This window comes from Pseudomonas putida (genome assembly GCF_005080685.1).
In the GTDB taxonomy this organism is placed as follows: Bacteria; Pseudomonadota; Gammaproteobacteria; order Pseudomonadales; family Pseudomonadaceae; genus Aquipseudomonas; species Aquipseudomonas putida_V.
In genome coordinates this window covers 1,423,118-1,441,095 of record NZ_CP039371.1, presented here as the reverse complement: position 1 = coordinate 1,441,095, position 17,978 = coordinate 1,423,118, and the positions used below count along the sequence as shown (strand labels likewise).

Annotated in this window: 13 protein-coding genes; 1 reads left to right on the top strand and 12 read right to left on the bottom strand. The window is 66.5% G+C overall.

All coding sequences use genetic code 11. The features are described from left to right. The first annotated feature begins 331 nt into the window (after positions 1-331). Positions 332-1,582 carry a ribonucleotide-diphosphate reductase subunit beta gene (locus E6B08_RS06875; RefSeq protein ID WP_136913333.1) on the top strand — a complete coding sequence of 417 codons (1,251 nt, stop codon included), beginning with the start codon at positions 332-334 and terminating at the stop codon, positions 1,580-1,582. Between the two features lie 548 nt (positions 1,583-2,130). On the opposite strand, the gene E6B08_RS06865 is transcribed toward E6B08_RS06875, so the two are convergent. From E6B08_RS06865 to E6B08_RS06810, 12 genes are all read right to left on the bottom strand, one after another. Then, positions 2,131-2,586 carry a hypothetical protein gene (locus E6B08_RS06865; RefSeq protein WP_136913332.1) on the bottom strand — a complete coding sequence of 152 codons (456 nt, stop codon included), beginning with the start codon at positions 2,584-2,586 and terminating at the stop codon, positions 2,131-2,133. Between the two features lie 32 nt (positions 2,587-2,618). Beyond that, a complete protein-coding gene (locus E6B08_RS06860) occupies positions 2,619-3,050 on the bottom strand; it encodes a hypothetical protein (protein ID WP_136913331.1) in 432 nt (143 codons plus the stop codon). Further along, entirely contained in the window at positions 3,047-3,952 is a 906-nt protein-coding gene (locus E6B08_RS06855; RefSeq protein WP_416194371.1) for an NAD synthetase, read from the bottom strand. Before E6B08_RS06855 ends, E6B08_RS06860 begins: the two co-directional genes overlap by 4 nt. Before the next feature lie 113 nt (positions 3,953-4,065). Beyond that, entirely contained in the window at positions 4,066-4,965 is a 900-nt protein-coding gene (gene tagQ, locus E6B08_RS06850) for a type VI secretion system-associated lipoprotein TagQ (RefSeq protein WP_136913330.1), read from the bottom strand. Between the two features lie 71 nt (positions 4,966-5,036). Then, on the bottom strand, positions 5,037-6,815 hold the full coding sequence (locus E6B08_RS06845; protein WP_136913329.1) for a formylglycine-generating enzyme family protein: 1,779 nt from the start codon (positions 6,813-6,815) through the stop codon (positions 5,037-5,039). Further along, a complete protein-coding gene (locus E6B08_RS06840; protein WP_136913328.1) occupies positions 6,808-8,010 on the bottom strand; it encodes an FtsX-like permease family protein in 1,203 nt (400 codons plus the stop codon). Before E6B08_RS06840 ends, E6B08_RS06845 begins: the two co-directional genes overlap by 8 nt. Further along, positions 8,010-8,714, bottom strand: a complete 705-nt coding sequence (locus E6B08_RS06835; RefSeq protein ID WP_136913327.1) for an ATP-binding cassette domain-containing protein — start codon at positions 8,712-8,714, stop codon at positions 8,010-8,012. The genes E6B08_RS06840 and E6B08_RS06835 overlap by 1 nt, the downstream gene beginning before the upstream one ends. Then, positions 8,714-11,731, bottom strand: coding sequence for a serine/threonine-protein kinase (locus tag E6B08_RS06830; RefSeq protein WP_136913326.1), 3,018 nt, complete (start codon positions 11,729-11,731; stop codon positions 8,714-8,716). The genes E6B08_RS06835 and E6B08_RS06830 overlap by 1 nt, the downstream gene beginning before the upstream one ends. 8 nt (positions 11,732-11,739) lie before the next feature. Then, positions 11,740-12,459 (bottom strand): PP2C family protein-serine/threonine phosphatase, encoded by a 720-nt coding sequence (locus tag E6B08_RS06825; RefSeq protein WP_136913325.1) that lies wholly within the window; start codon positions 12,457-12,459, stop codon positions 11,740-11,742. Then, a complete protein-coding gene (gene tagF / locus E6B08_RS06820) occupies positions 12,456-13,112 on the bottom strand; it encodes a type VI secretion system-associated protein TagF (protein WP_136913324.1) in 657 nt (218 codons plus the stop codon). The genes E6B08_RS06825 and tagF overlap by 4 nt, the downstream gene beginning before the upstream one ends. Next, positions 13,109-16,618 carry a type VI secretion system membrane subunit TssM gene (tssM, locus tag E6B08_RS06815; protein WP_136913323.1) on the bottom strand — a complete coding sequence of 1,170 codons (3,510 nt, stop codon included), beginning with the start codon at positions 16,616-16,618 and terminating at the stop codon, positions 13,109-13,111. The genes tagF and tssM overlap by 4 nt, the downstream gene beginning before the upstream one ends. Further along, a complete protein-coding gene (locus E6B08_RS06810) occupies positions 16,615-17,928 on the bottom strand; it encodes a DotU family type VI secretion system protein (protein ID WP_136913322.1) in 1,314 nt (437 codons plus the stop codon). The genes tssM and E6B08_RS06810 overlap by 4 nt, the downstream gene beginning before the upstream one ends. Positions 17,929-17,978: the final 50 nt, after the last annotated feature.

Sequence of the window (17,978 nt, the reverse complement as noted above, 5' to 3'; positions counted from 1 at the left end):
AGATCCAGACATTTGCCGCTACACTCTCCTCCCGTGGAAAACGACACGAGATACGTGAACGGATGCGCGCAAAACCGGTCGAAAAATTACCCCGTCCGCACGTGTTGCGCGTCCCGATTCCGAGCGAATTCCGTTATACTTCGCGCCCTTTTGTTCACGTGCCCTGGCCCCTTCCGAGGCTTGGCCAGGCACATGCCAGAACACATTCAGATGTAAACGAGAGTCAGCCTCTCGAGCTGTCCTAACGCCGTAACGGCCTTGCGTACAGGCATCACACTTTTACTATCCAACCGGTTGCCCGAGGGTGACCCTCAAGCAGGAGCCAATGACCATGCTGAGCTGGGACGAATTCGACAAGGAAGACGGCGAAGCCGCCGCCAAAGGCGCCGCAGCCCCACAGGGCAACGCCGCAGCCACTCTGGACAAGCTCGACAGCGCCGGCGGTGCCGCCGCCCTGGAAGCCCGTGCTGCCACTGCCGCCGACTCCGAGGCGGTGAAGCGCGCCAAGGCCGCCCTCGACGCCCTCGACATCGCCGAAGGCCTGGCCGAGCTGGAAGGTTCCTCGGCCCGCGTCGCCGTTGACGAAAAGCGCATGATCAACTGCCGCGCCGACCTCAACCAGCTGGTACCGTTCAAGTACGACTGGGCCTGGCAGAAGTACCTCGATGGCTGTGCCAACCACTGGATGCCGCAAGAGGTCAACATGACCGCCGACATCGCCCTGTGGAAGAGCCAGGACGGCCTGACCGAGGACGAGCGCCGCATCGTCATGCGCAACCTCGGCTTCTTCTCCACCGCCGACTCGCTGGTCGCCAACAACCTGGCCCTGGCCGTGTACCGCCTGATCACCAACCCGGAGTGCCGCCAGTACATCCTGCGCCAGGCCTTCGAAGAGGCGATCCACACCCACGCCTACCAGTACTGCATCGAGTCGCTGGGCATGGATGAAGGCGAGATCTTCAACATGTACCACGAGATCCCATCGGTCGCGAAGAAAGCCGCCTGGGGCCTGAAGTACACCCGCGCCATCTCCGATCCGGAATTCAACACCGGCACCGTCGAGACCGACAAGGAGCTGCTGCGCAACCTGATCGCCTACTACTGCGTACTGGAAGGCATCTTCTTCTACTGCGGCTTCACCCAGATCCTGTCGATGGGTCGCCGCAACAAGATGACCGGCGTTGCCGAGCAGTTCCAGTACATCCTGCGTGACGAGTCGATGCACCTGAACTTCGGTATCGACGTGATCAACCAGATCAAGATCGAGAACCCGCACCTGTGGGACGCAGCGATGAAGGAAGAAGCGACCCAGATGATCCTGCAAGGGACCCAGCTGGAGATCGAATACGCCCGTGACACCATGCCGCGCGGCGTGCTGGGCATGAACGCAGCGATGATGGAGGACTACCTCAAGTTCATCGCCAACCGTCGTCTGACCCAGATTGGCCTGAAGGAAGAGTACCCGGGGACCAACAACCCGTTCCCATGGATGAGCGAGATCATGGACTTGAAGAAGGAGAAGAACTTCTTCGAGACTCGGGTTATCGAGTATCAGACCGGTGGGGCTTTGAGCTGGGATTGATGTTCCTAGGTTGAATCAGCATTGAAGAAAGGCTGCCGAGAGGTGGCCTTTTTTATTGGGCGTCTTGGTAGTTGCAGCGTCGCGGATATCGAGCGCCGCCACGCATTTACAGACCCTTCCTACAGCCAACGATACTGTGAACACATCCCACGGACGTTAGCTTGTACAAGCGCTAAGAACGCTTCGCAGCGCAATCCCGTTCCCGTTAGCAACGGCTCTTCTATTTCCGGAAGGCCCACCATGATCGATCAATTCCCCCCCACCCTCTTCACCCGCCACAACCGCCCGCTCCACGCCCTCTGGCTCGAATCCCAAGTCTGGTTCTGCGCCCAGGAGCTTGGTCGGATGGCTGGCCGGCATTACGACCATCACGGCGTCCGCCGACTCGACCCCGACCAGCACCGCAGCGTGCGCCTACACCGTCATGGCCTGTACCAAGACACCCGCTCCTACAGGGCCAGCACCGTTCACCGAGGGGGCGGTGGGTATCTAGGTCGGGTCCATCGGAGTGCCGAGCGCCGCGCACCGGACTAAGGCCGGTCATGCGGCTATTCGGCCTCGGTCGGGGGCTCCACCCGCTCTACCACCACCTGCATACGGCTGGTCATGTCCGTCACGATCACCTGCCCTTCGGCATACTCCGGGGTCAGCATCAGCGAACGAATCAGGTGCTGGCTGGTGCCCTTTTTGATGTTCTCGAACGCCACGATGATCGTTTCGTTGCGCCAGTTGCTGATATCGAAACCACCCGCAGCGATGAATTCGCGGATGTCGCGCTCGTCGTCGAAGACCTTGGCAGGCAGGATCAGCAAACGGTCCTTCAGGAACACTTCGTAGTACTGGCGCGTGCCCGCTGGCCAGTTGTGCGCCATCACGTGCTCGATGCGCCAGTGATGGACGTTGTTCTCATACACCACGACCCGTTCGACCTTGTGCCCGTTGCAGGCGGCGAGCAGTGGCAAAAACAGGTATCCGAGCCCGGTACGCAGGCGGCGCAATATCATCGAAAATTGCCTCGTTGTATCAGTGAGAGTGGTCACTTCAGCGCCTGACGGTTGGCCCTGCGAATCTGCCGGTACTCTACCAGTTGAACGCGCATCTCTCGGTAGCGCTGACTGTTGACGATCAACAACGCCGTCAAGCCGAACAGCAATATCGAGACGTAACCGCCCATGTGCGGTCGGTAGCCATAGCTCGGCAGCACGGCGAGAAGCGCAATCACGACCAGCCCAATCACCCCACGCACGCCCCAGGCATAGCCGCGCACCATGGCGATATGCGAAGCCGCACTCACCACCGCTACCAGGGCCAGCGCCATGACGGGCTGCGCGCGGTCGGGGCTACGCAGATAGGTGGAGAATACCAACGAGACGGTGCCGCCCAATGTCAGGCAGGACAGGAAAAACTCGGCGATGAACACGCCGAAATAACGGGAAAGAAATCGCTGTAGTTCCTGGCCACGTGTCACTCGCTGATCTCCTCGTAAAGCCCCACTGCAACCGATTGCACGAAGCTACTGCTGCCAAAGCCAGACAACGCGCCGATCGAATCCTGGATAAGGGTCTTGGTGGCGTGCTGGATCTCTGTGGGGGTAAAACGCTTGATCGCCGTGCCCGCAGCTTGCTGCAGCTTGAGCTGCTTGGCCGTGAGCGACGGGTGCTTGATCAGCAATAATTCCTTGGCCAGTGCCTTGCGTTGCTGGCGGCTGAGGTTATGGAACAGCTCTGTCCAGCCTTTACCGGTCGCGGCCTTACGCACTTGCAGGAAACGCACCGTGGTCGCGCCCGAGGCGCCGACGCCCAGCAGCGAGACACCATCGAGGATACCCATCACAGTCTGCACGGTGTCGTTGTTATCGAGCCAGTCGTTCTGCTCCGGGTCGTTCATTTCGTTGTAAACGCGATAAGCGCCCATCATGCACTGCCCGGTACCCGCAGCGGCAGCCGCGTAACCCACTGCAGTGAGGGTCAAGCTGGCGCCGGCGGTGAACGGTACGGCGACGGTGCCACTGAACATGACGATCCAACCCAGGGCTGCCGACAGGCAGGTGGCGGTCGCATTCACGGCCTCGCTGACGACCTTGCGCTCCCGAGCGCCGGTCTGCAACTGGGTCATGAACTGTTCGGGCGAGGTATAGGGCGGCGCCTCCTGCAGGATGATGCGCTTGGGCGCGATGCTGCAGATCGGCTGAAATTCACGTAGCACGATGACGTTGTACTGGGCATCGATATAGACGACGCCTGCGCCGACGATGCCAGGGTCGGCATCGATGGCCCTGAACAGCTTCTGCTGATCGAGACTCAACAACAGACGCTGACGCGCCATCTGCTGGCGGTTGCTGCCCAGCACATCGGGCAATAGATCATTCACGACAACTCTCCTTCGGTCGACAAGCCGCTGCGCCGGCCCACGCACTTGCCCGGCAGGTCAGAAGACCTGCTCGGGGCTGCACGTGCGCTGGCGCGAGCGCAACGAAGCGTGGGTTACACGTTCGGGCAAGGCACCGGCGCCCAGTCACCCATGTCGGGGCTGCGGCACATTTTGTTGACCTGGTCCACGCCGGCATTGGCCACCTGCTGGGCCTCGGCCTTCTTGGCGGTGGCGTTCTGCAGGGTCTTCTCGGTGGCAACGGCCTCTTGCGGCACCGCCGTGTTGGTTTTCTTGGCCTGGGTCTTCTTGCCAGTGGTCTTGGCCGGTGCGGCCACGGTAGCGACTTCGGTACGCGCCACACCTACTTGCTTGAGGTCTTGCTCATAGGCCTGGGTGTAGCTGTCGAGGTTTTCCGCGACACGGCCATTGACGGTGGCCAGCAGCTTGTTCGACTCCTGCAGGCCGGAGACGATCTCGGCCAGGCGCTTGCGCCCTTCGGTGTCGTTGATGCGGTTGGCCTTGCGGCCTTCGATCAGGCTGCTGAATTCACGCTGGTAGCAGCTCTGCGAAGCCTTGGCATAGGCAGTGGTGCGGTCCAGGTCGGCAGCGCTCTTGTCGATGTCGGTGGCGTACGAGGCGATGCGTTGCTTGTCGTCGCTGATCTGCTTCTGGCGCTCGGTGTAGTAACCGGCTGCGCCGCCCACCAGGGCACCGCCCGCTGCACCGATGGCGGCGTTGCGGCCACGGTTTTCCTTGTCGACCAGGGCACCGGTCAGGGCACCGCCGAGCGCACCGATGACCGCACCGCTGGCAACCGACTTGGTCATGTCGCCGTCGGTGGAGCGCAGGTGTTGCACCGGCTCGTAGCAGCTCGGGTAGTACTCGACCTTGGTCGTGGCACCGACCTTGGAGATCGGCGAGCTGGAGCAGCCGGCCAGCAGAACGGTGCTGAAGCCTGCTGCCAGCAGCAGGGTGGAACGGGCCTGGGAGGCCGTGATGAAGGTCTTGAACATGTCGCTTTCTCACGTGGGTGGGTCGAAACGGGGGGCTCATGCCACCCCGGGGTTACGTCAGGCAGAAGCCACTACGAAGGCCGCGCGGCGGCCGATGCCAGGAGCTCCTTGAGGATCGTCGCCGGGTCGGCCCGCCGGTTCTGGCGGTACTCCCCAACGTGGCGGACGAACAGGGTGGCGCGGCTGACCAGGCTGTTGCCCAGGACCGGCTTGCGATTGAGCTCTTCCTTGACCCGCTGGAACTGCGCCTGGATCACCGCATCGGTGTAGCGCGTGCCACTGGCCAGGTTGTCGATGTAGATCGCCACCGCGCCGTCGAGGGCGGAGCGCCCGTTGGCGATGGCTGCGGCGTACATGCGCACGGTGGTCTGGTCGCCGCGTGCCTTGGCCTCGGCCTGAGTGTTGCGCAGGTTGGTCAGGCGGATGTTGTAGTTGTTGATGGTCTCGGCCACCAGCGCGGCCGACTGGATCAGGTTGCCGGCGGCTTCTTCGCGCTGGCGGCCGATCAGCGAGACGCTGCGCTTGAGTTCTTCGTTGACCAGGCCCAGTTCGGCCTGCTGGCGTGGGTCGACGGTGGCGGCGATGATGCTGTCCAGGCGCTTGGTCGGGTCCTGGGCGGCGTCGATGTCGTCGGTCAGGCTGGCCAGGCGGCCCTCTTTCTGCCATTGCTCGAACAATTCCTGATAGCGCGAACGGGGCGCCGACAGGGCACCGATGGCGACCCGGAAACCGGTGGTCTCGTTGCGCTGCTCGGTACCATCGGCGCCGAACAGGGGGTATTCGCGGCGCATGCCAGTGAACAGCGTGCCCTCGCCTTCGAGGTAGTTGCCGCCCTTGACCACGAAGCCGCCATAGGCGCCTTGCAGCCTGCCGGCATGCACCAGTTGGAACGATTCCTGGACCATCTCGGCGGCATTGCCGATCACATCGAACAGCCCCAGCGGGTTGGGCAGCTTGGTGCCGATCGGCATCAGCCGCGCAGCCTGGCCAGTGCCGCCGGCCACCTGGTTGAACACCGCCCAGTCGCCCAGCGGCCCGTCGCTGTCACTGCCCTGGACCTTACGTGGGAACAACCGCCCTTCCAATTCCTGGCGGCTCACCGCCGAGCCGCCACGGGCAGCGAACTCCCACTCCACCTCGGTCGGCAGGCGCACGAAGCCGACCCCGCCCTCCTCGGCCTTGCTGCCACGGCCACTGACCGGCAGCAGGTCGCGGTGATTCTTGAGCAGCCAGGCGCTGTACACCGCGGCAAAGCGCTCGGCCTCGAAACGCGACAGCTTGACCTTGGGCAGGCGCCCCGCCGCCGTGGTCTCGGGCTGGCAGGCCGGGGCTGCCTCGCCACTGGCCAGCGACTGGGCCTGGGCCATCACCTGGGCGTATTGGCGCGCGGTGACCTCGTACTTGCCGATGAAGTACATCATCGGCTTGAGCGGGCCGCCCTGGTCGAGTTTCGGCAGGCTTGGCGCGACAGCCTTCTGCCACGCGGGAGACAGGTCCTGCAGGCCAAACTGGCCATTGATGAAATCGCGTCGGTAGCCGGAGATGAACGACTGCTTGTAGCCGGCCTCTCCTTCGCTGAACGGGTAGCCGAGGTTGACCTCGCGGTCGTCCAGACTGCCCTGGGCCAGTACGTAGACGCTGCGCAACACCAGCTCGCCGCCGCATGGCAGCGGGAGGCTGACATCGCCCGGCAACGGCTTGGGGTTGTCGAGCTTGGCGCTGTCGACCGGCTGCGCCGAAGTGCGAGCCGGGGCGCCGGGCTTGGCCGGCTGCTCGTCGCCAGGCGAACAGGCCGCCAGGCTCAGGGTCGACAGGATCAGGGCCGCGGCCCCGAGGCGAAGGTCAGACATCACGGATTCCTTGGCTGGCATCGATGCGCGCCACCCGCCAGCCGCCCAGAGCAGCGGCGGCCATACTGGCCAGCAGCACGGCGCTTAGCGCAACGAGGTAGTGCATGGGCAACAGGTGGCAGGCGTATTCGCCCGGCACCTGCATGAACATTCGGTTGAGGCCGTGCTCGGCCAACAGGTACAGCGCCCCGGCAGCCGCCGCCGCCAGCACGCCGCTGTACAGCGCCTGCAGCACCACGAACAGCAACAGCGCCGCTGTGCCAAAGCCCAGCAGGCGCAGCACCGCCAGCTCGCGCTGCTTGCGCTGCACCGCCGCCACGGCACCTGCGGCGATGGCCGCCACGGCACCCGCCACGGCCAGGCTGGTGATGATCCAGAACACCAGGTCGAGGTTGCGGCTGAGAGTCTGCACCTGGGCGATCTGCGCCGCCTGGGTCGACACCAGCCACTTGCGCGCGGCGAAGTACTCACGCAGCGGCTCGACGTCGGCAAGCCCGCGGGCGTACAGGCGAAACGCCGGATACACCCGCTGGGCGTCGCTGCCCGGGGCCTCGCCTGGCCAGCCCAGCGCAGGCACGGCGAGCCCATCGCGGTAGTCCTCGACAGCCTCGAGCAGGGACGTCGAGGCGAACAGGCCATCGCGCTCGAATGCTACCAGCGGCAGCACGGCCGCCACCTGCACGGCTACCTGGCGCCATTGCACCTGGCCGGCCTGCTGGCGGCTGAAGCTGGCCTGCAGCTCATCGCCGGCGTGGGCGCCAAGCTTCTCGGCAGCGGTGAAGCTCAGCACTACCTGTTGCACGCCAACCGGTGGCGCAACCTGCTGCAGCAGCGGGTCACCGGCGGCAGTGGGGACCATCTCGACGGTCACCCCGCGCCCCTTGGCCGGCATCAACAGTTCGGCAGTGGCGGCGATCTGCCGGGTGCGGGGAATGGCAAAGGCCACGTCGGGACGCTGCGCCAGTTCATGGATCAGATCGGCGCGGAAACGGCCGCCACCCAGGGGAATGATCTCGCGCACGGCAGGGTCGCGTTGCAGCCGCTCGGTCAGGCTACCGACCAGGCCGAACTTGAGCCCGAACAGCACCAGCAGCGGAGCGATCACCGCGACCAGCGCCAGCACGCTGCACGCCGACAACCGCGCATCGTTGCGGTAGTCCTGCCAGGCCAGGCCGGCGATCAACCCGGGGCGCATCAGGCGGCTTGCTCCACTGTGGCCGTCACACCGCCGTCGGCATCGCGTCGGCAGGCCATGCGCAGCACGCTCAGCCCGGCGCGGCGCGCCAGTGCTTCGTCGTGGGTGGCGACCACGCAGGTTACCTGGCGCGCCTGCGCCTCGCGCAGCAGCAACTGCATGACCCGCTCGGCGTTCACCGGGTCGAGCGCCGCAGTGGGTTCGTCGGCCAGCAACAACGCCGGCGCATGGGCCAGGGCCCGGGCGCAGCTGACCCGCTGGCGTTGGCCAAGGGACAGCGCAGCCGGCTTCTTGGCCAGTTGATCGTGCACGTCCAGCGCTTCGGCCAGGCGCTCGACGCTGCCGTCCTCGCCCAGCCCCAGCAATTGCCGCGGCAGCCGGATATTGCCACGTACATCGAGAAACCCCAGCAACCCGCCCGCCTGCAGCACGTAGCCCAGTTGCCGGCTACGCAGCGCGGCAAGCTGGTCGAGGCGGCGCTGGCGCCACAACCCGGCAACGTCGGTTTGAGCAAGGACGAAGCCCTCGGCGACGTCCGGCGCCAGCACCAGCGCCAACAGGTCGAGCAAGGTGCTCTTGCCGCAGCCGCTGGGGCCAACCAGGGCCACTCGCGCCCCCGCCGCCAAGTGCAGGCGGTCGACCTGCAGGCTGTAGCGCTGGGCCCCCTGCCCGCGCGTCTTGCGCACCCCGTGCAGATCGATCATCACGGCAGCGTCGACAAAGGAACACGGTACAAGGCATCACCCGGTTCGGCCTTGCCGAAGCGCACCCAGTTGGCCATGTCGTTGTGGAAGGTCTCGTACAGGCGGATCTTCGAGTCGAGCTCGTCGATGAAGTCCTCCTGCTCGGCCACCGACAGCGACAGCCACAGGTCCTGGGTCATGCTCAGCGACTTGCTGCGGTACGGCAGCCCTTCGAGGTATTCGCCCAAGACGCCGCCCTGGGCCAGGTTGGCGCCCTTGCGCAGGGCGCCCGGGTCGCGGCTCATGTAGGCACTGGCGCTGGCGATCTCGTTGAAGAAGTCGCCCGGCGAACTGCGGGTCTTGCGCGCGGCGTCGACGATCAGCTTGAGCGACTGCTGCAGGTCGTTGAGCTGCAGCTTGGTCAGCATCACGCACACCTGCAGGCTCGGCAGCGCCGGGTTGGTCAGGTCGCGGTCGGCGGCCCAGGCACCGACCAGCTGCGGCGCCTGGCTGGCGCTGTGACGGCCGAGGAAGTCCATGTGCATGGCGTAGCCGATGGCCTGGGACTTGGCCGCCAGACTCGCGCCTGCGCTCAGTTGCGGCACGGCCTGGGGCTGCTGCTCGCGCACCTGGTGCACCAGCTCGGCGAAGGTCGAGCCGATCTCGCGCACACGCTCGCCAAAGGCGCCGACATCGCCGCCCGGTACGCCCACGTACAGGTCGCCGATCTGCGGGTTGCTGTCGGCGGTGAGTACCCGGTACTGGCTCTCGGCCGAGGCATGGTTCTTGACACCGGCTGGCGTGCGCAGGTGCAGGGCGTAGATCTTGATCTGCTTGCTCAACGCGGCCTGGCGCACCTCGGCTTCGTTCATCTGGGTGCTGCTGTAGGGGTCGTTCTTGCGCAGGGCGCCGGCATCGCTGACCAACAGGACGATGCGCCCGCCATAGCCGGACCAGTCCATGCCCTCCACCGCCTGCATCACCCCGGCGAAGGCATCTTCGTTGAACGAATGGCTGGACACGCTGGTGGCCTTGACCTGCGCGGCGGCCTTGAGGAAGCGCGCCGGGTCGCGCCCCTCCTCCAGGCTGACCAGGGTCTTGCTCAGGTAGTCCAGGCCCGGGGTGCGCTTGACGCTGTTGCGAAAGCCGACCAGGCCGAAACTGACGCTGTCCAGCTCGCCACGCGCCGCCAGCTGCTGCTGCAGTTCGCTGACCACCTGGCGCACGCGGTCGATGTAGGGCTGCATCGAGACCGAGGTATCGACTACCAGGACGATGCCGGTACGGAAGCTGTTGTCCGCCGCCACTGCCGCGCCGGCCGCCCTGGGCGCGCTGTCGCGGGCGCTGGCGCCGGGGTCGATGGAGGCGACGTTGAGCAGTTGCACCGGCTGGCCGTCGGCGTCGAAGCTCTCGCGGTAGTCGAAGATCGGCATCAGGTAGAACTGGTTCTGCGGCACTGCGCTGGCCGCCGGCTCCAGGGCCAGCACCTGGGGCACCTCATCGGGCTCGTTCTGGGCCTTGAGCAAATCGGCGCGGGCCTTGCCGGTATCGTCGAGCAGCTGCTGCACATCGTCGGCCTGGCGCATGAACATCACCGGCGAACGGCCCGAACGCTCGGTGAACTTCAGTACCAGGCTCTGCTTCCAGTCGCTGGTCTGCGCCGCCAGCAACCAACCTTCGCGCTGGCCATCGCTGGAGGCACCGACCTCCAGCCACTGCTGGCCGTCGATGTCCTTGCGCTGGTACACGTACAGCACCGAGAACGCCGGCAGCGGCTCGCCCGATGCATCGCCGGGCTTGGCCAGCAACTGCGCCTCGGGCTTGCTCAGCACACGCTGGAACAGGGTCTTCTTGCCTGGCATCAACAATGGCCGGCCATCTTCGCTCACGGCTGGAGGCGGTGTGTTCGGGGTGACCGGCTCGCTCCCAGCCTGCACCGCGGGCACCTGCGAAGCCGCATCATCGTTGCCACCGAGCAACCAGAAGAACGTCACGCCCAGGCCCAGTGCGGCGGCAATGGCCAGCGCCAGCACAGCCTTGGCCGGTTTGCCCGAGCCGGATTCGAGCGCTGCCGCTGGCTTGGGCCGAAGCTGCTCCATGCCTGGCTCGGGCTTGGCGGGGGACGGCGGCACAGGCGCCGCTGCGGCTTGCGGGATATCGATTGAAACCGGCGTCAGTCCGCCAAGGTCGGCCTTCACAGGCTCGGCCAGGGGCAACGGCCGGATTACCGTGCTGTCGTTGTCCTCAGCCGGCAGGCGGTCGAGTGCGGCCAGCAGTGCGGCGGCATCGGCAAAACGCTCGGCAGGGTCCTTGGCCAGCAGCCCGCGCAGGATCTCCTGGTAGCGGCCATGTTCGATGGGTAACTCCGGCAGCGGCTCGGTCAAGTGCGCCAGCGCCGTCGACAGCGCATCGGTGCCACGGTAGGGCAGCTCGCCAACGAGGATCTCGTACAGCACCACACCCAGCGCATAGAGGTCGGCACGCCCGTCGATGTCCATGCCCCGCGCCTGCTCCGGGCTCATGTAGCTGGGCGTACCGACGGCGAAGCCGGCCTGGGTGAACTGGGTGCGGTCATCCAGCGACTTGGCGATGCCGAAGTCCGAGAGCACGGCGGTGCCGTCGGCGCGGAACAGGATGTTGGCGGGTTTGACGTCGCGGTGCACCAGGTCCTGGGCGTGGGCATAGCCCAGCGCCTGGGCGATCTGGCGCACGTACAGCAGCCCCTGTTCGGGCGAGAGGCCTGCGCCGATGCGCTCCTTGAGCGTGCCGTTGGGCAAGTACTCCATGGCCATGTAGTACAGCTCGCCGACATTGCCGATGTCGTGGATGGTGGCGATGTGCGGGTGCGACAGCCGCGCCAGGGTGCGCCCTTCGCGCAAGAAGCGCTCGCAGAAGGTGGGGTCGGCGGCAAGGCTGGCGGCCATCACCTTCAGCGCCACCTTGCGCTGCAGCGAGCGCTGGGTAGCCAGGTAGACGCTGGCCATGGCGCCCTGGCCAATCTCGCTGTCGATGTCGTATCCGGGAATCTGCATGTTCATGGTGCTCTTCAGTTCGCCTTCACGACCACGGCGGTGATGTTGTCGGGAGCGCCACGGGTCAGCCCCAGGTGCACCAGGCTGCGCACCACCTGGTAGGCGTCGGCGTGGCCGAGCACGTCGGCGATCTCGTGGTCCTCGGCGGTCTTGTTCAGGCCATCGCTGCACAGCAGGTAGGTGTCGCCGGGCTGTACCTGCACGCTGACGGCCTGCAGTTCGAGCCTGTCCTGCACGCCGATGGCGCGGGTGACGATGTTGCCGCGTGGGTGTACACGGGCCTCGGCCTCGTTGAGCAGGCCGCTGTCCTGCAGCTCCTGGACGTAGCTGTGGTCGTGCGACAGGCGCTCGATGCGGCCACCGCGCAGGCGGTACAGGCGGCTGTCGCCGGCCCACAGGCCCACGGCCTGGTCGCCACGTGCGGCCAGCACCACCACGGTGCTGCCCATCATCGTCACGCCACGGCGCACGGTCTCCTCGCGCACGGCGTGGTTGACCCGGCCCAAGGTGTCACGCACGGCCTGGGTGAGATCCTCCAGGCCATCGACGATCGGCAGCTGGCGCAGGCTGTCCACCGCCAGGCTGCTCACGTAGTCTCCGGCAGCGTGCCCGCCCATGCCATCGGCGACGGCCCACAGGCCATCCCAGGTCAGTTCCAGGCAGGCATCTTCGTTGACCTTGCGAACCATGCCGACATGGCTGTAGCTCGCCGCGCTGTAGTGCATGCCGCTCATGCCGGGCCGCCCTCGCAGCCCAACAAAAAGGCGGCGAACTGGTCGCTACGCGGCAGGCCCTGGCTACGCTTCAGGCCCGGGGCAATGCGCTCGCTGCCCTGCCCCCACCACAGGCTCACGCCCTCACAGGCGCATTCGGCCAAGGCCGAAGTCCTGTCCTGTGGCGTCACCGCATCCAGCCGCTGCAACCCGCCCACGGTCATACGCGAACCCTGTGGGAGCGGCCTTGCGTCGCGAAAAGGCTGCAAGGCAGCCTCGAAGTCCTCGAACGCCGCATCAGGCTCAAGCGTTCCCAACAATGCCCGTTCGACACCTTCGAACCAGTCGTCAGCCCCGCCGACCACACCAGCCACAGCCCCCCCAGGCTCCAGCACCTGGGCCACGGTCAGCGGAAAGTACCGCCCGACCCGGTCGATGCTCGGCATCAGCACACCCACCACCGCATCCGCCCCGCACACACCCGGCGCCAGCGCAAAGCGCCACAGCGGGCTGATCAGATAGGCCTGCAGCCACTGCTCGCCCAATGCCTGCTGGCTGGCCTGAATACCGGCGGCCAGCCACTGGTCCCAGGGCTGGATGAAAGTCTGCGGCAGGCCGCGGCTGACGAAGTCGCCACGGCAGGCCAGTTTTCCGTAGAAACCCACGTCGTTCACAGATGCTCCGGCAAGCTGAAACCGCTGACCACTCGGCTGCGGAACGGGTTGAAGGCGCTGCTGGCACGCAGCTCGTACGAGACGCTGGCGCCATCGACGCGCAAGCGCAGATTGAAGCGCTCCGGCGAGCTGCCGGCCACCAGGTCGGACTGGTCGAGCAGGCGGAACCACGCCCATGGGCCTTCGACGGTCAGCCCCGAACGGCCACTGGCCGAAGGCGGCGTGATCGACAGGCGGACCACACCGATGCTGTTGGGGTTGGGCCATTGCAGCGCCACCGGGCGGCTTGGCCCGTGGTCGTAGCTGACCTGCTGGCCGTCGAGGTCGAGCAGGAACTGGGTGATGGTCGCGTCCATCGCCACCGGCTTGAGTTCGAAGCGCACGCCCGGCTGCAGGCCGCTGCCGCTGCGGAAGAAGGCATCGCGGATGGTCGCGGCGCGCTGGAAGGTGTACAGCACGCCGCTGTTGATGCCGAGCTTCTGCGCAGCACCGGGCTGCCAGCTCCACGGCGTGCTGGAGGTGTTGACGTAGGGCTGCAGGTACTTGCGGAAGTAGTTGTCCATCACCCCGCCAACCCCGAAGAACTGGCCGAAGTCCTCCAGGGTGGCATCCCGCGAGCTGCCGGCGACCATCGGGTAGCGGCCGCTCAGCGACTGGCGGTAGACGTTGACCACCTCGCTCGACCAGGCGGCGTTGAGCTGATTGCGTACCCCGCCCATGACGATGTTGTGGGTGGAGCCGAGCACCGAACTGACCAGGTTCTGCACTACCTTGGGCTGGCGCGCCGCACCCAGGGCGACGCGCTGGGCCGCGGCCTGCGCCTGATTCTTGGCCTCGCCGAGCAAGGCGTCGCCACTGGCGCCGACCATCGCGCTGACCTGCACGTAGAGCGCGTTGAGGTCGGTGAGCAGGCCGTCGATGGCCGCTGGCTGACCTTCGCCGGTGTCGACCAGCGTGGCCAGGTCGGCGAAGTGCGCGGTCACGGGGTCGACCGCGCGCGCTGCGTCGGTGTCACTCGGCATTGGCGCGTCGCCCAGTAGCCCGCCGAGGCGTTGACGCAACTGGTCGACGCCGGCCTGCTCGGCCTTGTCCTTGACCTTGTCGAGGGTGGTCGGCTGCCCCAGGTTGGTCTCGTGGGCCACCGCCTGCAACAGTTGCTTCATAGGCGAGGTAGGGCCGGACAGCACCCGCAGTACGTCGGCAGCCTGCCCGACACTGGTGATCGGCACGAAATCCAGGTCGTCGAGCAAGGCATCCCAGTGGCGAATGTAATCCTGGTAGTAAAGCTGCTGCACGTCGTCTGCCAGGCGCTTGGCATCGCCCGCCTCGCCCGGCGCACGGCCCAGCACCCAGCGCTCTTCGGCAAGCGTGGTGCTCTGCGCCAGGCTCGCGGCGAGAAATGCCTTGCGGTAGCCCTCCACGGTGAACAGCCCTGGCAATGGCTCGCTCAGGGGCTTGCCGTTCTTGAAGCGGAACACCAGCGCGGCATCGCGACCGGCTGCCTCGCTGACGCGCAAGTCACTGACGCCAGCGGGCAGCTTCTGGCGTTTGACCCGGTCGTACACGCGCTGGGCCACCGGCAGTTGCTGCAACTGGCGACGGGTATCGTCGATCAGGCGCTGGTCCAGGCGGGCATTCGGCGGGCGCTTGTCGAACAGCGCCGCCAGGTGCTGCTCCAGGGCCTGGCGCAGGTCGGGCGCAAGATCGCGAGGCAGTTGCCGCTCCCAGTCGAGGGTGATCCAGGCCTTGAGGAACTCGGGGTCGTAATGCTCGCCGTCGGCCAGCATCAGGTAGGCCTTGAGGCCTTCGTAGAGGTAGTCGGACGGGCCGCCGGCGTACAACTGCTCCTCGATGCGGGTGACCAGGCGCGGGGCGAAGATGGCGATCAGCAGCTTGCGGTAGAGGCTCTGCGATTCGCTTTCGAGCATGTCGCCCTGGTACAGGCCCAGGCCCTCGGCCCAACCGGGCGGATCATCGGCCAGGCGCCGCACGGCGTTGAGCAGCGGCAACACGTCGACCACGTTGCGCTGCGCCGGGCTCAGGCCCTGCACGCTCTTGCCCAACGGCTGCAGACGGCTGTCGACTTCGGCGATGTACTGCTGGTTGGCGCGGTAGCTGAGCGTCCACAGAGTGCCGACCAGCACCACCAACGCCACGCTCAGTGCCAAGGCGCCACGGGCGATCCACTTGCGCCGCCGCTCCACCTTGGGGTTGCTGCCGACCAGGCCACGCTCGGCGAAGGCGACCGCGCTGAACAGTTTCTCGATGAAGTAGCTGCGCCCGCTGCCGCTCTGGCGGGCCAGGTGCGCACGGTCCAGGCCCATGCTCTGCGCCATGCTGCCGATCAATCGGTCGATGGGGCTGCCTTCCTGGGTGCCGCTGGTGAAGTACACACCACGCAGCAGGGCACGGTCCTCGAAGGCATTGGGCTTGAAGACGCCGTCGAGGAACAGCTTGAGGTTGCCACGCAAGGCGGCGAACTGCTGCACGAAGCCATAGATCAGGTCGCGCCGGGCCGGGTCGCGCTCCTGCTGCAGGCGCTCGACCACGCGTTCGCCGAGGCGCTGTTCGAGTAGCCCGAACTCATTGCCGAATTGCGCCAGCGGGTCGCTGCCACCCTGCTCCAGGGTATCGAGCGGGAAGGTCATGCCCCACACCTGGGCGCGTTCGTCCTTGCCCAGGTTGTCGAAGAATTCCATGAAGCCCGGCACCAGGTCGAGCTTGGTCAGCATCAAGTACACCGGGAAGCGCACGCCCAACTGGCTGTACAACTCCTGGATACGGGCGCGGATGGCTGCGGCATGCGCCGCGCGCTCGGCGTCGCTACCGAGCAACAGGTCGGACAGGCTGATGGCGATGAACGCGCCATCGATCGGGCGACGTGAACGCTGGGTCTTGAGCAGGTCGAGAAAGCCCAGCCAGGCGGCCTTGTCGACCTGGGCGTGGCTGTCCTGGGTGGTGTAGCGGCCCGCGGTATCGAGCAGCACGGCCTGGTCGGTGAACCACCAGTCGCAATTGCGCGTGCCGCCCACGCCTCGAATGGCGCCTTCGCCCAGTTGCGCGGCCAGCGGGAAGTGCAGCCCCGAATTGACCAGCGCGGTGGTCTTGCCCGAGCCGGGCGGGCCGATGATCACGTACCACGGCAACTCGTACAGGTTGCGACGCTCGTCACCGCCGAGGCGGGCTTTCTTGAGCAGCGCCAGGGCTTCGTCCATGCGCTGGCGCAAGGTCGCCAGCTCTTCGGCGGTGGCCACGCTGGCAGGGTCCGGCGCGGTTTCGGCGGCCAGGCTCTGCATCACCTTGGCCGCCTGCCGGCGCGCCTGCACGATGCGCCAGGCGCGGTAGCCGATCCAGGCAGCGAACAACAGGACGATCAGCGCCCAGCGCGCGGCCGCGGGCGCCAGCACATCGAGCAACGGCCCGACGAACCAGATGATCAAGCTCAAGGCGATCAAGCCCAGCAGCGGGATCACCCAGCGAATGAGAAAACCGACAAACGCCTTCACTCGACGCCCTCCGCCAGAACGGTGATTTCTACCCGGCGATTCTTCGCCCGGCCTTGCGCGGTGTCGTTCGACGCCAGCGGCTCGGTGTCGCTCAGCCCCTGGGCACTGAAGCGCTCGGGTTGGCCTGTGCGCGCAGCGAGAATGGCCTTGACCTCTTCGGCTCGCGCCTGGGACAACGCCCAGTTGGACGGGAAGCGCAGCGTGGCGATGCGCTGGTTGTCGCTGTGGCCGCTGACCCGGACGTTACCCTTGACCTTGGCCACGGCCTCGGCGATGCGCAGCATCAGGGGCTGGAAGTCGCCCTTGATGCTGGCGCTGGCACTGGCGAACAACTCGTCGCCACGGATGGTCACCACCGAGCGGTCCACGGCATCCTCCACGGCGACGCGGCCCGCCTTGATGTCTTCGGCCAGGAACCCGGCCAGGCGCGGGCGCTCCACGGGCTTGGGTTGAACTACCGGGCGGTCCATGGCCTGCACCGGAATTTCACCCAACGCATGGATGCCACGGAACACCGGCTCGGCGTCGGCGGCCAGCTTCAGGCGCAGGCCGAACAGCACCAGCAGCAACAACGCCAGGGCCACGGCCAGGCCGACCCAGGGCGGCACGAACTGCGCCAGGCGGTCACGGCTGACGGTCACCCCGCGCCAATGCGGCGACAATTCGCGCTCACGTTCGCCACGAGCGCTGCGGATGGCTGCCGCGGTGCGCTCGCGCAGGGCTTCGAGCTGGGCGCGGCCATCGTTCATGACGCGATAGCGACCTTCAAAACCGAGGCTGGTGCACAGGTACAGCAGCTCCAGCAGATTCAGGCGTTCGCGTGGGCTCTGCAGGCAATGCTCCATCAGCTGGAACACCTTCTCGCCACCCCAGGCCTCGTTGTGAACGGTGATCAACAGGCTCTGCCGGCCCCAGTCACTGGCACTGCCCCACGGCGTGCTGAGTACCGCTTCGTCCAGGGCGGTGCACAGCGCATAACGCGCCAGCAGCACCTCGTTGCGGACGATACCGGCGGCTTCGGCGCGCTCCTCGAACTGGCGCAGATAGGCCAGCAACTGCGCCCGCAAGCTGGCCGGCGCCGGGTGGGCGATGGTGTTGCGCAGACGGGTGAGCAAGGCCAGCAACGGCCCGGCCGCCTGTTCGAGCGGGTTCAGGCCCACGCCCTGGCCTGGCGCCAGGGGCTCGGCAGGCACCTGCAACGGCGGCGGCGCGGCCTGCGCGCCTGTCGCGGCGGCCGGTTGCGGGCCGCGGCCACCGGGGCGTGGCATGAACTGGGTGCGGTCGTTGGCCTGTGGGTCGTCCGGGTGCATCGCGGCTTAGTCTCCAGTCCTTGCAAAGGGGGTGGCGCAGCGGGACGCAT